18 protein-coding genes are annotated in these 20,483 nt (G+C 56.8%); 12 read left to right on the forward strand and 6 right to left on the reverse strand.

The window, feature by feature from the left end; genetic code table 11:
* Nucleotides 1-167 precede the first annotated feature (167 nt).
* The 11 genes from SK54_RS12660 to dsbG all read left to right on the forward strand — a co-directional run bounded on the left by SK54_RS12660 (nucleotide 168) and on the right by dsbG (nucleotide 13,130).
* The gene (locus SK54_RS12660; RefSeq protein ID WP_048247325.1) at nucleotides 168-1,655 is read left to right on the forward strand and encodes an alpha/beta hydrolase; all 1,488 of its coding nucleotides are present in this window, start codon (nucleotides 168-170) and stop codon (nucleotides 1,653-1,655) included.
* Nucleotides 1,656-1,726: 71 nt separating this feature from the next.
* Entirely contained in the window at nucleotides 1,727-2,938 is a 1,212-nt protein-coding gene (locus tag SK54_RS12665) for a diguanylate phosphodiesterase (RefSeq protein ID WP_017693396.1), read from the forward strand.
* An 88-nt stretch (nucleotides 2,939-3,026) separates the two neighbouring features.
* Entirely contained in the window at nucleotides 3,027-3,923 is an 897-nt protein-coding gene (locus tag SK54_RS12670) for an aminoimidazole riboside kinase (protein ID WP_047726569.1), read from the forward strand.
* Between the two features lie 171 nt (nucleotides 3,924-4,094).
* On the forward strand, nucleotides 4,095-5,612 hold the full coding sequence (locus SK54_RS12675) for a carbohydrate porin (RefSeq protein WP_048247326.1): 1,518 nt from the start codon (nucleotides 4,095-4,097) through the stop codon (nucleotides 5,610-5,612).
* A gap of 66 nt (nucleotides 5,613-5,678) precedes the next feature.
* Nucleotides 5,679-7,049 carry a sucrose-specific PTS transporter subunit IIBC gene (locus tag SK54_RS12680; RefSeq protein ID WP_017382323.1) on the forward strand — a complete coding sequence of 457 codons (1,371 nt, stop codon included), beginning with the start codon at nucleotides 5,679-5,681 and terminating at the stop codon, nucleotides 7,047-7,049.
* Nucleotides 7,049-8,455 carry a sucrose-6-phosphate hydrolase gene (locus SK54_RS12685; protein ID WP_045345159.1) on the forward strand — a complete coding sequence of 469 codons (1,407 nt, stop codon included), beginning with the start codon at nucleotides 7,049-7,051 and terminating at the stop codon, nucleotides 8,453-8,455. The genes SK54_RS12680 and SK54_RS12685 overlap by 1 nt, the downstream gene beginning before the upstream one ends.
* Before the next feature lie 28 nt (nucleotides 8,456-8,483).
* Nucleotides 8,484-9,500, forward strand: a complete 1,017-nt coding sequence (locus SK54_RS12690; RefSeq protein WP_017693400.1) for a LacI family DNA-binding transcriptional regulator — start codon at nucleotides 8,484-8,486, stop codon at nucleotides 9,498-9,500.
* A 95-nt stretch (nucleotides 9,501-9,595) separates the two neighbouring features.
* On the forward strand, nucleotides 9,596-11,146 hold the full coding sequence (locus SK54_RS12695) for a methyl-accepting chemotaxis protein (RefSeq protein ID WP_048247328.1): 1,551 nt from the start codon (nucleotides 9,596-9,598) through the stop codon (nucleotides 11,144-11,146).
* Nucleotides 11,147-11,335: 189 nt separating this feature from the next.
* On the forward strand, nucleotides 11,336-11,749 hold the full coding sequence (locus tag SK54_RS12700; RefSeq protein ID WP_015570500.1) for a hypothetical protein: 414 nt from the start codon (nucleotides 11,336-11,338) through the stop codon (nucleotides 11,747-11,749).
* Between the two features lie 5 nt (nucleotides 11,750-11,754).
* Nucleotides 11,755-12,312 (forward strand): RNA polymerase sigma factor, encoded by a 558-nt coding sequence (locus SK54_RS12705; RefSeq protein WP_181007827.1) that lies wholly within the window; start codon nucleotides 11,755-11,757, stop codon nucleotides 12,310-12,312.
* Nucleotides 12,313-12,353: 41 nt separating this feature from the next.
* Entirely contained in the window at nucleotides 12,354-13,130 is a 777-nt protein-coding gene (gene dsbG / locus SK54_RS12710; RefSeq protein ID WP_015570501.1) for a thiol:disulfide interchange protein DsbG, read from the forward strand.
* A 38-nt stretch (nucleotides 13,131-13,168) separates the two neighbouring features.
* On the opposite strand, the gene SK54_RS12715 is transcribed toward dsbG, so the two are convergent.
* The 3 genes from SK54_RS12715 to SK54_RS12725 all read right to left on the reverse strand — a co-directional run bounded on the left by SK54_RS12715 (nucleotide 13,169) and on the right by SK54_RS12725 (nucleotide 16,559).
* The gene (locus SK54_RS12715; RefSeq protein WP_048247332.1) at nucleotides 13,169-14,458 is read right to left on the reverse strand and encodes a glycoside hydrolase family 10-like protein; all 1,290 of its coding nucleotides are present in this window, start codon (nucleotides 14,456-14,458) and stop codon (nucleotides 13,169-13,171) included.
* A 7-nt stretch (nucleotides 14,459-14,465) separates the two neighbouring features.
* The gene (locus SK54_RS12720; RefSeq protein ID WP_000123965.1) at nucleotides 14,466-14,753 is read right to left on the reverse strand and encodes a VF530 family protein; all 288 of its coding nucleotides are present in this window, start codon (nucleotides 14,751-14,753) and stop codon (nucleotides 14,466-14,468) included.
* Nucleotides 14,754-15,077: 324 nt separating this feature from the next.
* Nucleotides 15,078-16,559, reverse strand: a complete 1,482-nt coding sequence (locus SK54_RS12725) for a UbiD family decarboxylase (RefSeq protein ID WP_048247334.1) — start codon at nucleotides 16,557-16,559, stop codon at nucleotides 15,078-15,080.
* A 111-nt stretch (nucleotides 16,560-16,670) separates the two neighbouring features.
* Between SK54_RS12725 and SK54_RS12730 the strand changes: the two genes are divergently transcribed.
* Nucleotides 16,671-17,555, forward strand: a complete 885-nt coding sequence (locus SK54_RS12730; protein ID WP_003857101.1) for a LysR substrate-binding domain-containing protein — start codon at nucleotides 16,671-16,673, stop codon at nucleotides 17,553-17,555.
* Here the strand turns inward: SK54_RS12730 and SK54_RS12735 are convergent.
* The 3 genes from SK54_RS12735 to SK54_RS12745 form a co-directional block, all read right to left on the reverse strand.
* Nucleotides 17,546-18,454: a LysR family transcriptional regulator gene (locus SK54_RS12735; protein ID WP_048247336.1), complete on the reverse strand. Its 909-nt coding sequence runs from the start codon at nucleotides 18,452-18,454 to the stop codon at nucleotides 17,546-17,548. The two genes, SK54_RS12730 and SK54_RS12735, sit on opposite strands and share 10 nt — an antisense overlap.
* Nucleotide 18,455: 1 nt before the next feature.
* The gene (locus SK54_RS12740; RefSeq protein ID WP_048247338.1) at nucleotides 18,456-19,433 is read right to left on the reverse strand and encodes an MBL fold metallo-hydrolase; all 978 of its coding nucleotides are present in this window, start codon (nucleotides 19,431-19,433) and stop codon (nucleotides 18,456-18,458) included.
* A 107-nt stretch (nucleotides 19,434-19,540) separates the two neighbouring features.
* Entirely contained in the window at nucleotides 19,541-20,425 is an 885-nt protein-coding gene (locus SK54_RS12745) for an SDR family oxidoreductase (protein ID WP_022651207.1), read from the reverse strand.
* Nucleotides 20,426-20,483 lie beyond the last annotated feature (58 nt).

The raw sequence follows: 20,483 nt of genomic DNA on the forward strand, positions 1-20,483 counted from the left end.
GCAGCAAAGTTAATGCAATATTTGTTTAACAGATGCTCAACATTTGTGCAGCGTAGTTCACTTTTGGTGCAGTGTCCGGCCTGAGCGGTATCTATTTGGTGAATACGTCAGCCTCTTCACATTTTTTGGTAAGATGAACGCTCTGGGAATAAGAGAGGGAGCCTAACATGGCGAATTTGCCCTGGCGGGTCAGCGTGCGCCTGATGGCTCTCGCAAAAAAAATAGCGATGGTCATCGGGATCATTGTGCTCGTGCTGCTGGCGGTGCGGGTTTATCTTTCGCAGCAGGGGCCGGCTCTGCATCACTGGCACACCTGGCGGGCTGATGAAATGTCCGTGCAGGAGATGGATAACGCGACCTTCGCAGCGTATGTCGCGCGGGAAAACGCCATCTTCACCGCTCTCGACGCTGAGGTGACGGCGAATGTCACCCCCGCAGAGCGCACGCCGCTGAACCGTTATTACCGCCAGAGCCTGGTGTGGCCAGGACACTTTTCCCCGGATGCAAACCGGTCATTCGTGCTGATGCCTGCCGGAAAGCCGCGCGGGGCGGTGGTATTGCTGCACGGTCTGACGGACTCGCCCTACAGCGTCAGGCATCTGGCAGAGAATTATCAACAGCACGGCTTTGTGGCCGTAGTGCCTCGTTTGCCCGGACACGGCACGGCGCCGGGTGCCCTGACAGACGTTGACTGGGAGGCGTGGCTGGCCGCATCGCGCCTTGCGGTTCGTGAAGCGACACGCCTGACGGGGAACGATCTCCCCCTGCATCTGGTGGGCTACTCCAACGGCGGGGCGCTGGCGATGAAATACGCCCTCGACGCTCTTGATGCGCCTGAACTGCGTAAACCTCAGCAGATCGTTTTGCTCTCACCGATGATTGGCGTCACGGCGTTTGCGCGCTTTGCCGGATTCGCCGGGCTACCGGCCATGTTACCGGCGTTTGCCAAAGCCGCGTGGCTCAACATTTCGCCGGAATATAATCCTTATAAATACAATTCGTTCCCGGTGAATGCAGCACGTCAGTCCTGGCTGCTTACCCAGGCGCTGCATGAGCAGATAAACCGCGATGTTCATGATCACAAACTGGCGCAGCTTCCGCCGGTGCTGGCGTTTCAGTCGGTCATGGATTCAACGGTCAGTACCCGCGCCGTGGTCAGCGGGCTGTTTGACCAGCTTCCGGCAAACGGCAGCGAACTGGTGGTTTTTGATATCAACCAGGCCGGGAGTTTCCGTCCACTGTTCAGGCCGTCATCGTGGACGGCGGTGGCTGACCTGCTGCCCGAGGCAAAAAGACGTTACAGTGTCACGATTATGACCAATGCCAGCCCCGACAGGTTTGATATGGTGGCAAAGACAACGCCAGCGGGCAGCACCCGGGAAACGGTGGCGCCGCTGTCAGTGGCGTATCCGCAGGAGGTTTATTCCCTGTCTCATGTTGCCATTCCGTTCCCGCCGGATGACGATCTGTATGGCCGCCATCCTGCGGTGAAAAACCACTACGGTATCAGCCTCGGGACGATAGCCCTGTGGGGAGAAACATCGGTTCTGAGCGTCGGCAAAGATGCGCTGATGCGCGTGACGTCGAATCCGTTCTATGACTACATGCAGACGCGGATCGACAGCCGTATCGGGGAGAAACAAGCCCAACAATAGATTAGGTCACACCGGGGAACTGTGTTAAACAGTACCGTTCAGGCGTATACCCCATACCGGACCCCGTTTCTGTGCTGACAACTCTCATTTATCGAAGCCAGCTGAGCTTAACCTGCACCTCCGCAGCGTTAAGCGCGCTGGTTGAACAGGCCAGGATCCGTAATACGGAGCAGGGCATCTCAGGCATTCTTCTCTCCCGTGGACGTGACGTTCTGCAAATTCTCGAAGGCACGGAACAGCGCGTCGTCGCGCTTTTTAACACCATCCGTGCGGATGACCGGCATACCGGCGTGGTGGAGCTGATGCGCGATTACGGCCCGCGCAGACGTTTCGAAGACGTGGGAATGCTGCTGTTTGACCTGGATGTTCAGACCCCGAAAGCGGTTCTGGCGTCGGTTCTGCATTACAGCAAGCTGGAAAGCTATCTGACTTCTGAGGATCGGGTCTTCAAATTTATTCAGACCTTTATCACCGGCAAAACCGCTATCCCACCCGCTTCGGACTATGAGCCTGATAAATGGACGCTTTCGCGAGAGCGCGCGCCGTTTGGTAAAGGGTTAGGTCTGCTGGCGGGACAGCCCTGCCAGTTTGCGCTGCAACCCATTGTCGAGCCGTCCGAAGGCAAAATCAGTTCTCTCGAAGCGCTTATACGCGGAAACGACGGCGGCAGCCCGGAGCATTTCTTCCGTAGTCTCGATCGTGAACAGATTTACGAAGTCGACCTGCAAACCAAAGCCTGGACCTTTGCGCTGGCGCAAAAGCTCGGCATCGGCAGCCACAAACTGGCGGTGAACCTGCTGCCAATGTCGCTGGTTAACGTGCCGGGCGCGGTAGAGTTCCTGGTAACGCAGATCAAAAAGCACAATCTACAGCCAGAGCAGGTGATCATTGAAGTCACTGAGAACGAGATGATCTCTGGCTTCAACCAGTTTAACAGCGCCATTAAACAGCTGCGCGCGGAAGGGGTTGGGCTGGCGATAGATGATTTTGGTTCCGGCTATGCTGGTCTTTCACTGCTCACGCGGTTCCAGCCGGATAAGCTCAAAATCGACAGAGAGATCGTCAGCGATATCCACCTGAGCGGGCCCAAGCAGGCGATTGTGAAGTCGATAATCAGCTGCTGCACCGATCTGGAGATTACGCTGGTCGCAGAAGGCATTGAGAAGATAGAAGAGTGGTGCTGGCTTGAATCCGCCGGTATTCGCCGCTTCCAGGGCTTTTTGTTCGCCCGCCCGCAGCTCAATGGCGTGGGTGATATTCACTGGCCCCATCGGGTGGGTTAAGCAAATTTTCCCTCGCCATATTTCCCCGACACCCTGCCTGTGCTTAAATAGCTAAACCGGTTTAACATGATTTAGCTAAGAAGGTGATATGGAGACGATCTGGGTACTTGGCGATGCCGTGGTGGATCTGTTGCCCGACGGAGAGGGCAAACTGCTGCAATGTCCTGGCGGCGCACCGGCCAATGTCGCGGTAGGGGTTGCGCGTCTGGGCGGCAGAAGCGCCTTTATAGGCCGGGTGGGCGACGACCCCTTCGGGCGTTTTATGCAAAAAACGCTTGCGGATGAGCAGGTTAATACAGAATGGCTGCGCCTGGACCCGCAGCATCGCACCTCCACGGTGGTGGTGGATCTCGATAACGACGGTGAACGTTCCTTTACCTTTATGGTTCGCCCGAGCGCTGATTTATTCCTCGACTCTGCCGATCTCCCGCCATTCCGCACCGGGGAGTGGCTGCACGTCTGCTCTATCGCGCTCAGCGCCGAACCCAGCCGTTCCGCGACGTTTCAGGCGATGTCCGCTATCAGACTGGCGGGGGGATTTGTCAGCTTTGACCCCAATATCCGCGCCGATCTCTGGCACGATGAAGTCGAGCTGCGTCAGTGTCTTGAGCGGGCATTAGCCTGTGCAGATGTGGTGAAAATCTCGGTGGAAGAGCTGGCGTTCTTAACCGGAAATGCGCAGGTCCATGAGGGGCTGGCGGCGCTGATGCGCACCTGTCCGGCCAGGCTGGTGCTGGTGACGCAGGGAAAAGAGGGCGTAACCGCCTGGCAGAAAGGCGCGTTGACGCACTATCCTGCATCACCCGTGGAATGCATTGATACCACCGGCGCGGGGGATGCTTTCGTCGCCGGGCTGCTGTTCGGTCTGGCTCGTGATGGCCAGGCCCGTCTTTCAGAGGTCATCACGCTGGCGCAGCGCTGTGGGGCGCTGGCGACAACCGCAAAAGGGGCAATGACCGCGCTGCCTTATCATCACGAACTGTAATTCACCTCTCCAGGCCTCCGGTCGGCGGCCTGAATTGTCGCCTCGATCACACTTACTAAAACGGTTTAGCAAAAAACGTTGCCGATCCAAAATTCAACGGTTTAGTATCATCAGCCTAAACCGGTTTAGCAATTTAGCACTTTCACCGATAGTTATTAGGGATGCGACAAAATGTATAAAAAACGCAGACTTGCCGTGATGATAGGCATGCTGGCCGGGAGTACCTCTGTTTTTGCCCAGACGGATATGACACGTATCGAAGCGCGCCTGGCGGCGCTGGAGCAGCGTTTGCAGGAGGCGGAAACCCGCGCGCAGGTTGCTGAAAAGCGCGCCACGGCAGCGGAACAGAAAACACAGCAGCTGGTGGCTGCGCAGCAGGAAGCGCAGACCTCCACACAGGCGGTGGCGCAACGTACTACGGTGCTGGAAGAAAAAGCCGACCGGACAGGCGGTTTTGAATTTCACGGTTACGCCCGTTCCGGCTTGCTGATGAACGACGCGGCCTCCAGCAGCAAAAGCGGCCCTTATCTGACGCCCGCCGGGGAAACCGGCGGGGCCATCGGGCGTCTGGGGAACGAAGCGGATACCTACGTTGAGCTGAATGTTGAGCACAAACAGACGCTGGAGAATGGTGCGACGACGCGCTTTAAGGCGATGCTGGCCGACGGCCAGAAAACCTATAACGACTGGTCGGCAGACAGCAGCGACCTGAACATTCGTCAGGCCTTTGCCGAGCTGGGCAATTTGCCTGACTTTACCGGTGCGCTGAAGGGCAGTACCTTCTGGGCGGGTAAGCGTTTTGACCGCGACAACTTCGACATTCACTGGCTGGATTCCGACGTGGTGTTTCTCGCCGGGACCGGCGGCGGCGTCTACGACGTGAAGTGGAACGATACGCTGCGCAGTAACTTCTCCCTTTATGGCCGTAACTTCGGCAGCGAAGAGGAGATCGACAACAACGTTCAGAACTACATCCTCAGCATGAATCACTTCGCCGGGCCGGTGCAGATGATGGCCAGCGGCTTACGGGCAAAAGATAATGACGACCGTAAGGACAGCAACGGCGATCCGATTAAAACCGACGCGGCCAATAACGGGGTACATGCGCTGGTTGGTCTGCATAACGAGAGCTTCTACGGCCTGCGGGAAGGTTCCGCCAAAACGGCGCTGCTTTACGGCCACGGTCTGGGCGCCGAGGTGAAAAGCATTGGTTCAGACGGCGCGCTGCTGTCAGAAGCCGATACCTGGCGTTTTGCAAGTTACGGTGTCACGCCGCTGGGCGGTGGCTGGCACATTGCGCCCGCCGTGCTGGCGCAAAGCAGTAAGGACCGCTACGTGAAGGGCGACAGCTATGAGTGGGTCACGCTCAATACGCGTCTGATCAAAGAGGTGACCCAGAATTTCGCCCTCGCGTTCGAAGGCAGCTATCAGTACATGGATTTAAGCCCGGAAGGCTACAAGGATCGCAATGCGGTTAACGGTAGCTTCTACAAGCTGACCTTCGCCCCGACGTTAAAGGCGGGCAAAATTGGCGATTTCTTCAGCCGTCCGGAGCTGCGCCTGTTCGCCACCTGGATGGACTGGAGCAGCAAGCTGGATAACTACGCCAGCGATGACGCCTTTGGCAGCAGCGGCTTCAACGCGGGCGGGGAATGGAACTTTGGGGTGCAGATGGAAACCTGGTTTTAACCCTTCACGCTCCCGCATCGCGGGGGCGTTTCGAACACAATAAAAAGAGGTCAGGAAGAGGTATCTATGGATTTTAATCATATTGCGCGCGAGCTTATTCCGCTGCTCGGTGGCAAAGAGAACATTGCCAGCGCGGCACATTGCGCCACGCGCCTTCGTCTGGTGCTGGTCGATGATGCGCTTGCCGACCAGCAGGCTATCGGCAAGGTTGAAGGCGTGAAAGGCTGTTTTCGAAACGCCGGGCAGATGCAGGTAATCTTCGGCACCGGGGTGGTGAATAAGGTTTACGCCGCGTTTATTCAGGCGGCAGAGATTAGCGAGTCCAGTAAATCGGAAGCGGCGGATATTGCGGCCCGCAAGCTGAACCCGTTCCAGCGTATCGCGCGTCTGCTCTCCAACATCTTCGTGCCGATTATCCCGGCGATCGTGGCCTCGGGTCTGCTGATGGGCCTGCTGGGGATGGTTAAAACCTACGGCTGGGTTAATCCGGATAACGCGCTCTATATCATGCTGGATATGTGCAGCTCGGCGGCGTTTATTATTCTGCCGATCCTGATTGGCTTCACCGCCGCGCGGGAGTTTGGCGGCAACCCGTATCTGGGGGCAACGCTCGGCGGCATCCTGACTCATCCGGCGCTGACCAACGCCTGGGGCGTAGCGTCCGGCTTCCACACCATGAACTTCTTCGGTCTTGAAATCGCCATGATTGGCTATCAGGGAACCGTCTTCCCAGTGCTGCTGGCGGTGTGGTTTATGAGCATTGTGGAAAAACAGCTGCGCCGGGCGATCCCGGATGCGTTAGATCTGATCCTGACGCCGTTCCTGACCGTCATTATCTCCGGCTTCATTGCGCTGTTGATTATTGGCCCGGCGGGACGCGCGCTGGGCGACGGAATCTCCTTCATTCTTAGCACTCTGATTGCCCACGCGGGCTGGCTGGCCGGGCTGCTGTTTGGTGGGCTTTATTCGGTGATTGTCATTACCGGCATTCACCACAGCTTCCACGCCATTGAGGCCGGGCTGCTGGGTAATCCGTCGATTGGCGTTAACTTCCTGCTGCCGATCTGGGCGATGGCGAACGTGGCGCAGGGCGGGGCGTGTCTGGCGGTGTGGTTCAAAACCCGCGATGCCAAAATCAAAGCCATTACCTTACCGTCGGCGTTTTCCGCGATGCTGGGCATCACCGAAGCGGCAATTTTTGGCATCAACCTGCGTTTTGTGAAGCCGTTTATCGCGGCGCTGATCGGTGGTGCGGCGGGCGGTGCCTGGGTGGTGTCGGTGCATGTCTACATGACCGCCGTTGGCCTGACGGCGCTTCCCGGCATGGCGATTGTCCAGGCCAGCTCGCTGCTCAACTATATAATCGGCATGGTGATTGCCTTTGGCGTGGCGTTCACAGTCTCTCTGCTGCTGAAATATAAAACGGACTCTGAATAATGACCTTATCTTCCCGCTGGCCTGCCGTGTTGCAGGCCGTTATGCAAGGCCAGCCGCGTGCGCTGGCGGACAGCCACTATCCGCAGTGGCATCCCGCACCGGTGACAGGGCTGATGAACGATCCGAACGGGTTTATCTGGTTTGCCGGGCGCTACCATCTGTTTTATCAGTGGAACCCGCTGGGCTGCGATCATCGCTACAAGTGTTGGGGGCACTGGAGCTCAGCAGATCTGGTGCACTGGCAGCACGAGCCAATGGCGCTGATGCCTGACGAAGAGTATGACCGCAATGGCTGTTACTCCGGCAGCGCCGTGGATAACAACGGCGTGCTGACCCTGTGCTATACCGGCAACGTTAAGTTTGACGATGGCGGCCGCACCGCCTGGCAGTGTCTGGCGGTGCAAAATGACGATGGCACGTTTGCCAAACTGGGACCGGTGTTGCCCCTGCCGGACGGGTACACCGGGCACGTCCGCGATCCGAAAGTATGGTGGCATGACGGGCTGTGGTACATGGTGCTCGGCGCGCAGGATCGACAGCAGCGCGGCAAGGTGCTGCTGTTTACGTCAGCCGATTTACACACCTGGGCGTCCTGCGGCGAAATCGCCGGTCACGGCGTCAACGGACTCACGGACGCGGGCTATATGTGGGAGTGCCCGGATCTGTTTGAGCTTGATGGCACACACGTCTTGATCTGCTGCCCGCAGGGGCTGGCGCGCGAACCGCATCGCTATCTCAACACCTATCCGGCCGTCTGGATGCGTGGGGCATTTGATTATCAAACGCCTGCATTTGCGCACGGCGAGCTGCATGAGCTTGACGCCGGTTTCGAATTTTACGCGCCGCAAACCACGGTGGCAAAAGATGGCCGCCGCATCCTCATCGGCTGGATGGGCGTGCCGGACGGCGAAGAGATGCTCCAGCCTACGCGGGCGCACGGCTGGATCCACCAGATGACCTGTCCTCGCGAACTGCGCTACCGCGACGGTAAGCTCTGGCAAACCCCCGTCCGTGAGCTGGAAACGCTGCGCGAGGATGAACATCTCTGGCAGGGACGCGCCAGCGATGCCCCGGTGCTGGCGGGAGCGCGTCTTGAGTTCGAACTGAGCGCATCGAGCGTGAACGTGGATTTTGCCGGCGCGTTGCGGCTGATTGTGGATGATGAGGGGATCCGTCTGGAACGCGCCAGTCTGAAAACCGCAGACACGCTGACCCGCTACTGGCAGGGCAATGTTCATCATTTACGCGTGCTGTGCGACTGTTCCAGCGCCGAAATTTTCATCAATCACGGTGAAGGCGTCATGAGCAGCCGCTATTTTCCTGACCATCCGGCCCAGGTACGCTTCGAAGGTGCGTCCGATATCACATTACGCTACTGGTCGCTGCGCAGCTGCATGATAGAATAGAGGTTTTGGCAGCCGGATCTAAGTCGTTGTGAGAAAAACAAAACGCGTCACCATTAAAGATATCGCGGAGCTGGCGGGGGTATCAAAAGCCACCGCCAGCCTGGTTCTGAACGGCCGCAGCAAAGAGCTTCGGGTGGCGGAGGAGACACGCGAGCGTGTGCTGGCGATTGCCAAAGAACATCATTATCAGCCCAGCATTCACGCCCGTTCGCTGCGGGACAACCGCAGCCACACCATTGGTCTGGTGGTGCCGGAAATCACCAACTACGGGTTTGCCGTTTTTTCTCATGAGCTGGAGACCCTCTGCCGCGAGGCGGGTGTTCAGCTGCTGATCTCCTGTAGCGATGAAAATCCGGGCCAGGAGACTGTGGTGGTCAATAACATGGTGGCCCGCCAGGTGGACGGGCTGATTGTCGCCTCCAGCATGCTCAACGACGCGGACTATCAAAAGCTGAGCGAACAGTTGCCCGTTGTACTCTTTGACCGTCATATGAACGACAGTTCTCTGCCGCTGGTTCTCACCGATTCAATTACCCCAACCGCCACACTGGTGGCCGACATCGCGCGCCAGCATCCGGATGAGTTCTACTTCCTCGGCGGTCAGCCGCGGCTTTCCCCGACGCGTGACCGTCTTGAAGGGTTTAAGCAGGGGCTGCGTGACGCTGGCGTCGAGTTACGTCCGGAGTGGATCATTCATGGTAATTACCATCCGAGCTCCGGCTACGAAATGTTTGCCGAGCTTTGCGCACGCCTGGGCCGCCCGCCAAAAGCCCTTTTTACCGCCGCCTGCGGTCTTCTGGAAGGGGTGTTGCGCTATATGGGGCAACATAATCTGCTGCAAAGCGATATGCGTTTGGCCAGCTTTGACGATCACTATCTCTATGATTCTTTGACCATTCCTGTCGATACCGTTCGTCAGGATAACCGCCAGCTCGCCTGGCACTGCTTTGATCTGATTGGCAAACTGATTGAAGGGGAAACGCCGGAGCCGATCCAGCGTAAGCTGGATGCCACCCTGCAACGGCGATACAAGGCCGTGGAGTGACAGGGTAACGTCTTAGGGTGACATCAATAACTTTAATTAATTAAAGATTGGATTCAGCCGATAACCAAAGGGAAATTATATCCCTGAGGTGTGTTATGTCGTTGAAAAAATCATCCCTGATTATCCTGTTTTCCCTGCTTTTCTTCTTTGTGGCCAGCACTATCACCAGCGTTGGGCTCATCATTAAAAGTAATACTTCGCTGGATAATGTGAACAAAGAAATTCAGGTGGTTCTGTCCATTATTGATCCCATTAACCACAGCCGAACCCTGCGCGTCAGGGTTATGGAGTATGTGAAAATGGTGGAAGCGGGGGACGCTACCGACCCGTCTGCGAAACTGGCCTCGGTTAAAGAGGCGCTGACCAAAGCCGATAGTGCATTTTCGGCGTTTATGGCCTCGCCGCGTTTGCCGGACGAAGCCCAACTGGTCACTGCCTACCAGGAGGCGTGGCAAAACTACCGTAACCAGGGACTGGCGCCTCTCATCGCCGCTGCCGCCGCTCACGATGTGTCGCGGTTCAACGCTCTTATTCCCGTGGTGTCTCAACTCGATCGCCAATATGAAATTGTGCTCGATCAGGTTCTCTCCGTTCACCAGAAGTACGCCAAAACGCTGAACGAGGATGCGAGTCATAATTTCGTGTCGGGTCTGGTTATTATCGCCTGCATTGCGGTGCTGTTCGTGGTGGTGATTTTCGCCGTCAGCCTGCTGATGAAACGCGTGGTCTTTGCGCCGGTGAACCTGGCGCGCGAGCACTGTCGCCAGATTGCGGCCGGGAAGCTGGACGTACCGGTACCGATTAAGCGTGATTCCAGGAATGAAATCGATCACCTGATGTCCTCGATGGAGCAGATGCGCCAGGCGCTGCTCTCCACCATTTCTCAGGTGCGCGATGCCAGCCACACCGTGACGCATGCGGCGCAGGAAATTGCCTCCGGCAATATCGACCTGGCCTCCCGTACCGAGCAACAGGCTTCGGCCCTGACCCAGACGGCCGCCAGCATGGAAGAGCTGAGCGCGACGGTGGCGAATAACACCGACAACGTTTTCCAGGCCGGTAAGCTGGTGCAGGATGCCGTGAAAAATGCCCATACCGGTGAAGCGGTAACCCGTGAAGTCATCGAAACGATGAATACTATCGCGTCCAATTCGAAGCGTATTGAAGACATCACCAGCGTCATCAACAGCATTGCTTTCCAGACTAATATTCTGGCGCTAAACGCGGCCGTTGAAGCGGCGCGTGCTGGCACGCAGGGGCGAGGATTTGCCGTGGTAGCAAGTGAAGTGCGCACCCTGGCACAAAAAAGCGCGGTGGCGGCGAAAGATATCGAAAGCCTTATCGCCCAGTCTGTTTCCAGCGTGAAAAACGGTGCACAACTGGTGAATCGTTCGGGAGAGGTGATTGATTCTATTATCAGCTCTGTGAATAAAGTGCATACGCTGATGGAACAGATTTCGGTTGCCTCAGAAGAGCAGAGCCGCGGGATTGGTCAGGTTGGGCAGGCCGTAACGGAGATGGACGGTGTGACCCAGCAGAACGCGGCGCTGGTGCAGCAATCCGCCGCCGCCGCCGCCTCGCTGGAGGAGCAGGCGCAGCAGCTGTCCCAGAGTATCTCGAGCTTTAGTTTGCCTGCTACGGCGTGATGTTCAGAGAGGCTCCTGAGGGAGCCTTTTTAATGTCTCCATGTAGCCGCTGCACAATCTCCTTCAGCCATTACTGTTATCCGTACAAAGCCGCTATCACATAAATTTTATCTTTCCCCGGCAATATTTCTGTTCCTCATCCGTCTACCTCATCAGAGACCATAATCATTCAACATAAACGAGGTACACATGAGAAATTTTGATATGCACGGAAAAGGTCACGGGCGTGGTTTGGGCCGCCATCGTATGGGTAAGGGCATCGTGATTGGCGCAGTCCTGTTCGTGGTGCTTGGCCTGCTGGTCATGTCCCTGTGGAACGCGTTGCTCCCGGCCATCCTGGGGGTTAAAGCCATTGGCTTCTGGCAGGCGCTGGGGATCCTGCTGCTGAGCCGCATTCTTTTCGGTGGGCTGGGTTTCCGTCCGGGCATGTTCGGTGCGCACCGCCGTATGCACGAACAATGGATGAATATGAGCCCCGAACAACGTGAGGCCTTCATTCAGCAGCGTCGGGCGGGATTTGGGCGCCACGGTCATTGCCGGTGGCACGATGGCCGGGATGAAAAGCGAGATGATAACGGTGCGAAAGCGCCGGAAGCCGAGTGAGCGATATGAAAGCCGGTGAGGCGGGGGAATCATTACTGATCTCGGCACTCAAAGCCTGCCGCGCGCGGCTAAAAGCCTTCATTCGCGGACGGACTGCGGTTCGTGATGATGTCGATGATATTCTTCAGGAAGTGACCTGGCAGTTGATGAAAGTGGAACAACCGGTCGAGAACGTCGCCGCCTGGCTGTTTCGCGCCGCACGAAATGAGATGATCGACCGGGCGCGAAAAAAGCACGAGGTTTCACTGCCGGGGTACCTGATAGCAGATAACGAGGACTTTCCTGAGCAGGAGATTGCAGAAACGTTATTCGGCGTACCGCAAACGCCGGAGGAAGAGTATCTCAACATGCTGCTATGGGAAGAGTTGGGGCAAGCCCTGTCGGAACTGCCGCCACCTCAGCGCGAGGTGTTTGAAAAAACGGAATTTGAGGGCTACAGCATGAAGATGCTGGCAGAGGAAACAGGCGACAGTGTGCAGGCGTTATTATCCCGCAAACACAAAGCCGTGCGATTTTTGCGTAGTCGCCTCAAGGATATTTATGAAGCGTTGACAGGGCAATAAACTTCGACCACTCTGAAAAACAATATTTTAAAGGGGTCGTTATGCTTCAACGGTTAGCAAAGAAAAAGGTGCTGTTACTCTCTGCTCTGATGGTTTCAGGGCTGGTCAGGGCAGAGGAGTCGCTTCCGGATGTGGTGAAGCACTTCAGTGAACAGCAGGACATCAAAATCATCAAGAAAATTGACGCCCCCGGCGGCGCGCCAGCGTGGCTGGGGAAATATCAGGACATGGGCGTGACGCTCTTTCTGACCCCTGACGGAAAGCACGTCGTGTCTGGCTATCTTTATGATGAGAAGGGAACCAACCTCAGCGAGGCCTTTTTCCAGAAAGAGATCTACGCCCCGATGGGCCGCGAGATGTGGAAAAAGCTCAATGCGGCGCATCCCCTGAAAGAGGGCGCGGAGAGTGCCCCGCGCAAAGTCTTCGTCTTTGCCGACCCGTTCTGCCCGTACTGCAAGCAGTTCTGGGCTGAAGCGCAGCCGTGGGTGAAGGCTGGCAAGGTTCAGCTCAATACGCTGCTGGTTGCATTTCTTAACCCGAACAGCGGGCGTAACGCCTCCGCGATCCTGAATGCGAAAGATCCGGTGTCGGCCTGGAAAACGTACGAGCTGTCCGGCGGGAAAAAGCTGCCGAAACCTGAAGCTGCGGCTTCCCGGGAAACCGTTGAGATCCTGCAAAATCACCAGACGCTAATGGACAGTCTTGGCGCGAATGCCACACCGGCTATTTATTACCTGAATGAGCAAAACGAACTGCAACAGGTCGTGGGTATGCCAGACGCAAAACAGCTTGAGGCGATGTTCGGGCCGAAGCCGTAAAAGAAAGGCAGAAACAGGACGTTTCTGCCTTTTTTCAGTCAACTACCCCAGCGTCCCCGGAGGTAATTTACTGCCTCCTGCGTCTGCGGCTGGTTAAGATAGTCTTCACGGAACAGGATGGTGCCCTTAACGTCTGGCAGTGAATCGTTGAGGTCGAGCTGTTTTTTCAGCTCCGGTACGCCGCCGTTCACCGTCCAGTCCGGTTCGTTTCTGGAAGGCGCGCCCACTTTGTAGAACGCGATCCCGATATACAGGCGGGTATGGGTCGGTTTCACCACGTCAGCCCACCATTTTGTCAGCACATCGTAACGTGCCGCGTCGCGGGCGAAGGGCCAGTAGATCTGCGGCGCAATGTAATCCAGTAAACCCTGCTGTACCCATTTGCGCGTGTCAGCGTAGGATTCATCATAGGCTGCGGCACCGCGCGTGTCCGAGCCTGCCGGGTCGAAGGAGCGATTGCGCCAGACCCCCGCCGGGCTAACGCCAAATTCGACCTCAGGTTTAGCCTGCTTGATCGCCCTTGAAACCTGCACAATCAACTGCTGCGTATTGTGTCGACGCCAGTCCGCTTTTGACGCAAATCCTTCGCCATAGCGCCTGAAGGTCCAGGCATCATTCAGGGTGGACCCCGGCGTCTCGGTGTAAAAATAGTCATCGAACTGAACGCCGTCGACAGGGTAGTGATTTACCACTTCCATCACCACCTGGGTTATCCAGTCCCGCACGTCGGGAATGCCCGGGTCGAGAACAAAACGATCCCCCGAGGTGCGGATCCACTCCGGATGCTGGACGTACACGCTGGAAGGATGAAGCGACGAGGTGCGGTTAAGCGCGGCGATGGTCGACGGCTTCGTGTTGGTGGAAACGCGGTACGGGTTAAACCAGGCATGAACCTTCATCCCGCGCTTGTGCGCTTCATCCAGCATAAACTGAAGCGGATCGTAACCGGGATCTTCCCCGATAGTCCCCGTCAGGGTATCTGACCAGGGCAGTATTTTAGAGGCCCACAGCGCCGTACTGTCCGGTTTTACCTGAAAGAAGACGGTGTTGATCCCAAGTTTTTTCAGCTTATCGAGCTTGTCCGTCAGCGCCCGCAGTTGCTGGGCGATACGCTGGTCCGCGCTACGGCCATTCACCGATGACACAGGAGGCCAGTCGAGACGGGAGACGGTCGCCAGCCAGATCCCGCGCATGGGTTCGTTAGTCTGCTGTAGAGGTTTCGCCTGCGGCAGCGGGGTAACGAGTGATTTGGGTGGTTTGGAAGTGCAACTTACCAGTAAAAGCGCGCAGCCAAGCAGCGCGCCAGTCCGTTTTACGTGTCGCATCATTTGCGTGTTAGCTCCTGGGTGTCCGGCTATCCGTCCAGGGATTAAACGCCGGTTCGTCCTGTTCCCCGTTACCGTCATCGTGAAGAGAGTCGAGGTAGAGGGCTTCAACTTCCGCCCGCGCCCATGGGGTGCGGCGCAGGAACTTCAGACTCGATTTAACACTCGGGTCCTTGCGAAAACAGTTGATTTTGATTCGGTTGCCCAGTTCATTCCAGCCATATCGCGCAACCAGCGCGTTAACCTGCATTTCGAGCGTTACGCCATGCAAAGGATCGTTGGAAATATGTGCTGTCATAGGCGTCCGGTAGTCTCATTTTTTATGGGGATGTGATAAACGCTCAAAGGTTACAAGAAAGCAGGGGACGCGGCAATTTCAGCGTGAGGTTCTTCACCCGTGAAGGGGAGGGTTACCCAGTAATTTGAAAGAAAAAGCTATAACGTTGCCTCAGAAAAACTGAGGGCTTTCAGCGATGCCCTAAGTGAACGGAATGACCACCAGCGCCGTATGTTCCCCCTCACCCCAGCCCTCTCCCTCAAGGGAGCGGGGGCCGTCTGTGCAGGCATTATTTTGTGGGGAACCCTCAGCCCGTGAAGGGTGAAGAAGATTTTCCGGTTAACGCTATTTTTTAAACAGTTCAGGCGCCCACGGCGTCGGGTCTACCTCCATAAAGGGCGCACGCTCAAAGCGGGACTTCAGCGCCCAGGGCACCGTACAGTCGAAAATCGTTTTGCAGGTGATCCCGTTGCCACGAATGGAGGGGCTGTAGTCCGGCGCCTGAGACGGATCGAGCTGGTGTCCGCGGATCCCCGGCAGATGGGTGATGCTGACATCGCCCTGCATACGGGTGGTCATCGCCCACAGGATGTCGTCGCTGTCGAAAATATCCACATCTTCGTCGACGAGAATAATGTTTTTAAGCTCGGAGTAGGTGGCTAACGCAATGAGTGCCGCCTGACCCTGACGCCCTTCGTCAGAGGGCTGGCGTTTTTTCACCTGCAATACGCCAAGGAACTTGCCGCCGCCAGCGGTATGCGCATAGACGTTTTGCAGAAAACCGGGGATGGCTTCTTCCACCGCATTCCGGATGCTGGCCTCCGTTGGCAAACCGGCCAGCGTGGTGTGCTCTTCGCCCGGTCCCACCAGAGTTTGCAGGATCGCCTGATGACGCATCGTGACGGCCTTTACTTTGATTACCGGCAAGGAGGGGTTAGCCTCCCCGCAGTAGCCGGGAAATTCCGGCATCGCGTGCCCGGTGTGGGTATGCTGATCTTCTTCTACGCGCACGCCCGGCAGCAGTTCGCCTTCGATGATAATTTCCGCACGCGCAATCGCTTTTTCATTTACGGCCACACCCTGCACCAGCTCGACGGGTGCCTGACGTAACGCACCGGCGACACCCAGCTCGTTGTAGCCGAAGGGCGTGGTAGGGGCTTCGAAACAGGCGCCAATATAGATAGCGGGATCGAGACCCATATTGATCGTGACCGGCAACGGCTTGCCCGCCTCCTCGGCTTTCTTACGGAACACCTCTATATGGCGGCCCGCGGCAAGGAACATGGAGAGCTCATCGCGCTCCTGAACGCAAAGACGGTGAATAGTGACATCGGTCAGGGAGGCATCTTCCGGATCGCTTGCCAGCACCAGCCCCAGACAGAAGAACGGACCGGCATCTATCGGCGTGTTGGTCGGTGCCGGAAGCAATTTACGCAGATCGAAGTCCGGATCGTCGGCATAAAACACCTGTTCTTGACACGGCGCCTGGGCCACCGGAACCACAACGGGAGCAATCGGGTTTTTCACGGCCTGGCCGACGTGTTTTGCCAGTTCAGAGGGCTCGCAGCCCAACAGGAGCGCCGCCCGCTCGCGGCTGGCGTGCATTCCGACCAGAATACGGGAGTCGGGATACCCCTTAATAGCGTTAAACATCATCGCCGGGCCGATGCGCGTCGGACGTTTTACCGTGCCGCCAGCACCAATGTGCCGGTACACACCTGCCAGCTCCGCGTCAGGATCGACCGGATGGCTGGTTTCAAGGTATTGACCTTCATGGCGTTTGAGCAGTTCGATAGCACTTCTGAGATCGTTGATGTGGTTTTCCATATTTTCCCCCTCGGATGAATGCTTCCATTCTTAACCGGACGAAGAGGGCTATCAATTGCATCATTTATGCTATTTTAATTTGAATTTTATTATCAATAGTGAAGGCACAGTATGCAGTTTCGACTGATGCGCAATTTTATCGTGGTGGCGGAAGAGCTTCACATGCATCGTGCGGCGGAGCGCCTTAACATGGCGCAGCCGGCGCTGAGCCAGCAGATAAAAACGCTGGAAGATCGTCTGGGGGTAATGCTCTTTAGCCGGGCGAATCGTCGCCTGACGCTGACGCCAGCCGGTGAGGCATTTCTCAGTAAAGCCAGAGTCGCGATTTTAATGACCGATCAGGCGATTCTGGATGCCAGACAGACGGCCAGAGGGGAACAGGGCGTGCTGAATCTCGGATGTGTTTCAAGTGCGATATTCGACAGTAAGCTGCCCGCCGCGCTGCGGCTTTTACATGAGAAATGGCCCGCCATCAGCCTTTCCATGATGACGGGAAACGTGCAAACCCTTTATACCGGCGTGCAAAGCAACCAGCTGGATGTAGCCATTATTCGTGCCCCGTTACCGCTATTGCCTGACGATCTGCAAAGCCGTCCTTTCACAACGGAAAAAGCCGTGCTGGCCTTACCTCGTCAACACAGTCTGGCGGGCTCCGCCGCGCTGACGCTTGCGTCGGTGAAAGAGGAGAAGTGGATCGCCCTGCGCGACCCGGAGGGGATGGGGCTGGAGCAATATTTCTATGATGCCTGCCACAGCGCGGGCATACAGCCTGACGTTGTGCAAAATGCCACCGATGTCCCCACGGTGATAAGCCTCGTCTCGGCAGGGTTTGGCATCGCCATGCTGCCCGCCTCAGCGAAGGCGATATGCGTACAAAACGTCGTCTTTGTGGATATTCTTGACCGACTCCGGGAGAGCGAGCTGACGCTGGTTTGCCACCGGATTATTCGCTCTGAGGTGCTGAAAAAATTGATGAGCATCCTCGATCATACCTGACGTCCGGCGGCCTGAAGAAGCTGTTCACGTAGCCAGCGGTTAGCCGGATCCTGGCTGTTTTTCGGGTGCCAGTACATACCGATGACGATCGGCGGCAGATCCAGCGGCGGCGGAAAAATATCAAGCGTTTGCGTGAAACGTAGCAACATGCGTCTGGGTAGGGTGCAGAGCAAATCGGTACCGGCAACAATCGCAGGCGCCATCGCATAGCTTTGCGTCGACATCACTACGTTACGCTGGTGACCAAGCCCCGCCAGATGCTGATCGACAAAGCCCGCGAACGGGTCGCCCTCGGATGAAACCACCAGATGGGAAAGGCTGCAATAGCTTTCCAGATCCATCGGCCCCGTACCGCGTGGATGGCCTTTACGCTGGGCGGTGGCATATTCATCGTCAAACAGCTTACGTCTGACCCATGCATCGTGCGCTACCGCATTAACGCCGACATAAATATCCACATCGCCATTTTCCATCTGCGCTGGCAGCAGCTGGGTTTCCGGGAGTGCAAAACGCAGACGGATGCCTGGTGCCGCATTGCTAATCTGATTTTGCAATTCAGCCCCCAGCATCAGCGCCGGGTTTTCGTGCAGGGCAATCACAAAGGTGCGGTTGCTGTTCTGCGCGTTGAACGTGGTGGGTTCAAGCATCGCCGATATCCCCTGCAAAACCGTCGCGACCTGCGGCCTTAACGCCTCGGCGCGCGGCGTCGGTAACACCCCACGTCCGTGTGGGGAAGGGACAAACAGCGGCTCACCAAACAACACGCGAAGGCGCGCAAGGCGGGCAGACATCGCTGGCTGGCTGATGCCCAGCCGCGCGGCCGCATGGGTGATATTCTGGTCCCTGAGTAACGCATCCAGCGTCAGGATCAGGTCCATATCCATATCGGAGGAGGGCATCTTATTTTGCTTCACGGTTGGTATAGGTCACCGGAACCCACGCGTAGCCTTCCCGCTCACCTTTCGTCACATAGCCGATCCCGGGGAAAGGCAGATGTGGCGCCGCAATCAGATCTTTGTTTTTCACAAACTCAGCGAAAGCAGCGTTGCGTACCCGGGCGGCGCCGTCTTGATCCTCATCGTAAGCAATCGTCACGTTGGGCTGCGGGAACTGAACCGCGGCAACGTGAATGATGTCGCCGACAAACGTCATTTTTTCACCTTTGCTCTCCAGCGTGTAGAACGCGGAGCCTGGGGTGTGGCCCGGGTGTACCGTACCGCTGATGCCCGGCAGAAGCTGTTCCGTCCCGGAGAAGGTCTTAACTTTTCCGGCATCCAGATAGGGCTTTAAGGTCTTGCGCGCGACGTCGAAGTAGTTCTGGTCATAGCCGGACTTTTTCTGGTTCTCGTCGTTAAAGAAGAAATCGATATCCGGTTTGCCGACATAGACCTGCGCGCGGGTAAACACGCGCTGACCGTCTTTAACCAGGCCGCCAGCATGATCGGAGTGCGCATGGGTGATCAGGATATCGGTAATATCCTGCGGTTTAATGCCCTGCGTCGCCAGGCTCTCAATCAGCCGCCCGCCTTTGCCGGGGCCAAAGAGCTGACCGGAACCGGTATCCACCAGAATTTTGTGGCCGGGGATGGCGATATAAAACGCGTTAATCGACGCTTCCACCGGATTGGCCTGGAAGTTTTTAGCCAGTAACGCATCGGTATTTTCCGCCGTCGTCCGGCGCAATAAGGCGTGCAGATCCTGCGGCACGCTGCCGTCCGTAAAGGCGGTGACAATCGTCTCGCCAACCTGAACGCTGTAGCCGCCAGCCTGCTGTTTCACCACATGCTGCGGAACGCTGGCCACTGCGTGGATCGCAGGAAAGGATAAAACCGAACCGGTCAACAGGGTTGATATCGCAAGTTTTTTCACAGTAAACATGATGGGCTCCTCAATAGTAAGTTCATCATAGTTCAACTGAGATTTTTGAGAACAGCAGGGGAGTGGATGTGACCTATCCATGGAATGGATAGGTCTGAGAGGATGCTTTACAGTACGCCGGTACCGCCGTCAGAGCACCATACTTGCCCGGAGGCGTATGAGCAGGTATCGGAGGCAAACAGCACATACAGCGGTGCGATTTCAACCGGCTGGCCCGGTCTGCCCAGGGGCGTATCTTCCCCGAACTTCTGAACTTTGGACTGCGGCTGGCCGCCGCTGGACTGAAGAGGCGTCCAGTATGGGCCTGGCGCGACGGCATTCACCCGAATGCCACGCGGTCCCAGCTGCTGGGCCAGAGACTTGGTAAAGGCCACGTTACAGGCTTTGGTCTGCGCATAGTCCACCAGGATCGCGCTCGGTTTAAACGCCTGAACGGAAGTGGTGTTGATGATCACGGCGCCTTCCTGCAAATGGCGCAGCGCAGCTTTGGTGATCCAGAAGGGGGCATAGACGTTGGTCTTAAACGTCGCGTCAAAATCTGCCGTGGTGAGATCGTCGATCGATTCGCAGTACTGCTGGCGTCCGGCATTGTTCACCAGGATATCCAGGCCACCCAGTTCCGCGACGGCTTTTTCCACCAGCGTATCGCAGAACGACTCCACGCGAATGTCGCCCGGAATGGCGACCGCCTTACGGCCTTCAGCCTGAATCAGCGCTATGACCGATGCCGCATCGGACTCCTCTTCCGGCAAATAGCCAATAGCGACATCCGCACCTTCACGGGCATAGGCGATCGCTACCGCGCGACCAATTCCGGAATCACCGCCAGTAATCAGCGCTTTTTTTCCTGCCAGTTTTCCTGACCCGATATAACTTGTTTCACCATGATCCGGTATTGGCTTCATTTCCGATGCCAGCCCGGGAGCCCTTTGCGGTTGTTCAGCAAACGGTGGACGAGGGTAATGCAGCGTGTGATTATTTCCTGTAGACATACCGGCCTCCTTAATAGTGAATTCCAAGATTAGTCGTTAATTAAACGTAAGCGGGCAA

This window comes from Enterobacter sp. MGH120, from assembly GCF_001037725.1.
In the GTDB taxonomy this organism is placed as follows: Bacteria; Pseudomonadota; Gammaproteobacteria; order Enterobacterales; family Enterobacteriaceae; genus Enterobacter; species Enterobacter hormaechei_C.

Coding starts and splice junctions, on each gene's coding strand:
- SK54_RS12715 (WP_048247332.1), bottom strand. CDS start 14,458: ATGATGCGACACGTAAAACGGACTGGCGCGCTGCTTGGCTGCGCGCTT.
- SK54_RS12675 (WP_048247326.1), top strand. CDS start 4,095: ATGTATAAAAAACGCAGACTTGCCGTGATGATAGGCATGCTGGCCGGG.
- SK54_RS12740 (WP_048247338.1), bottom strand. CDS start 19,433: ATGTTTACTGTGAAAAAACTTGCGATATCAACCCTGTTGACCGGTTCG.
- SK54_RS12745 (WP_022651207.1), bottom strand. CDS start 20,425: ATGTCTACAGGAAATAATCACACGCTGCATTACCCTCGTCCACCGTTT.
- SK54_RS12680 (WP_017382323.1), top strand. CDS start 5,679: ATGGATTTTAATCATATTGCGCGCGAGCTTATTCCGCTGCTCGGTGGC.
- SK54_RS12685 (WP_045345159.1), top strand. CDS start 7,049: ATGACCTTATCTTCCCGCTGGCCTGCCGTGTTGCAGGCCGTTATGCAA.
- SK54_RS12735 (WP_048247336.1), bottom strand. CDS start 18,454: ATGCCCTCCTCCGATATGGATATGGACCTGATCCTGACGCTGGATGCG.
- dsbG (WP_015570501.1), top strand. CDS start 12,354: ATGCTTCAACGGTTAGCAAAGAAAAAGGTGCTGTTACTCTCTGCTCTG.
- SK54_RS12705 (WP_181007827.1), top strand. CDS start 11,755: ATGAAAGCCGGTGAGGCGGGGGAATCATTACTGATCTCGGCACTCAAA.
- SK54_RS12730 (WP_003857101.1), top strand. CDS start 16,671: ATGCAGTTTCGACTGATGCGCAATTTTATCGTGGTGGCGGAAGAGCTT.
- SK54_RS12695 (WP_048247328.1), top strand. CDS start 9,596: ATGTCGTTGAAAAAATCATCCCTGATTATCCTGTTTTCCCTGCTTTTC.
- SK54_RS12725 (WP_048247334.1), bottom strand. CDS start 16,559: ATGGAAAACCACATCAACGATCTCAGAAGTGCTATCGAACTGCTCAAA.
- SK54_RS12670 (WP_047726569.1), top strand. CDS start 3,027: ATGGAGACGATCTGGGTACTTGGCGATGCCGTGGTGGATCTGTTGCCC.
- SK54_RS12700 (WP_015570500.1), top strand. CDS start 11,336: ATGAGAAATTTTGATATGCACGGAAAAGGTCACGGGCGTGGTTTGGGC.
- SK54_RS12720 (WP_000123965.1), bottom strand. CDS start 14,753: ATGACAGCACATATTTCCAACGATCCTTTGCATGGCGTAACGCTCGAA.
- SK54_RS12660 (WP_048247325.1), top strand. CDS start 168: ATGGCGAATTTGCCCTGGCGGGTCAGCGTGCGCCTGATGGCTCTCGCA.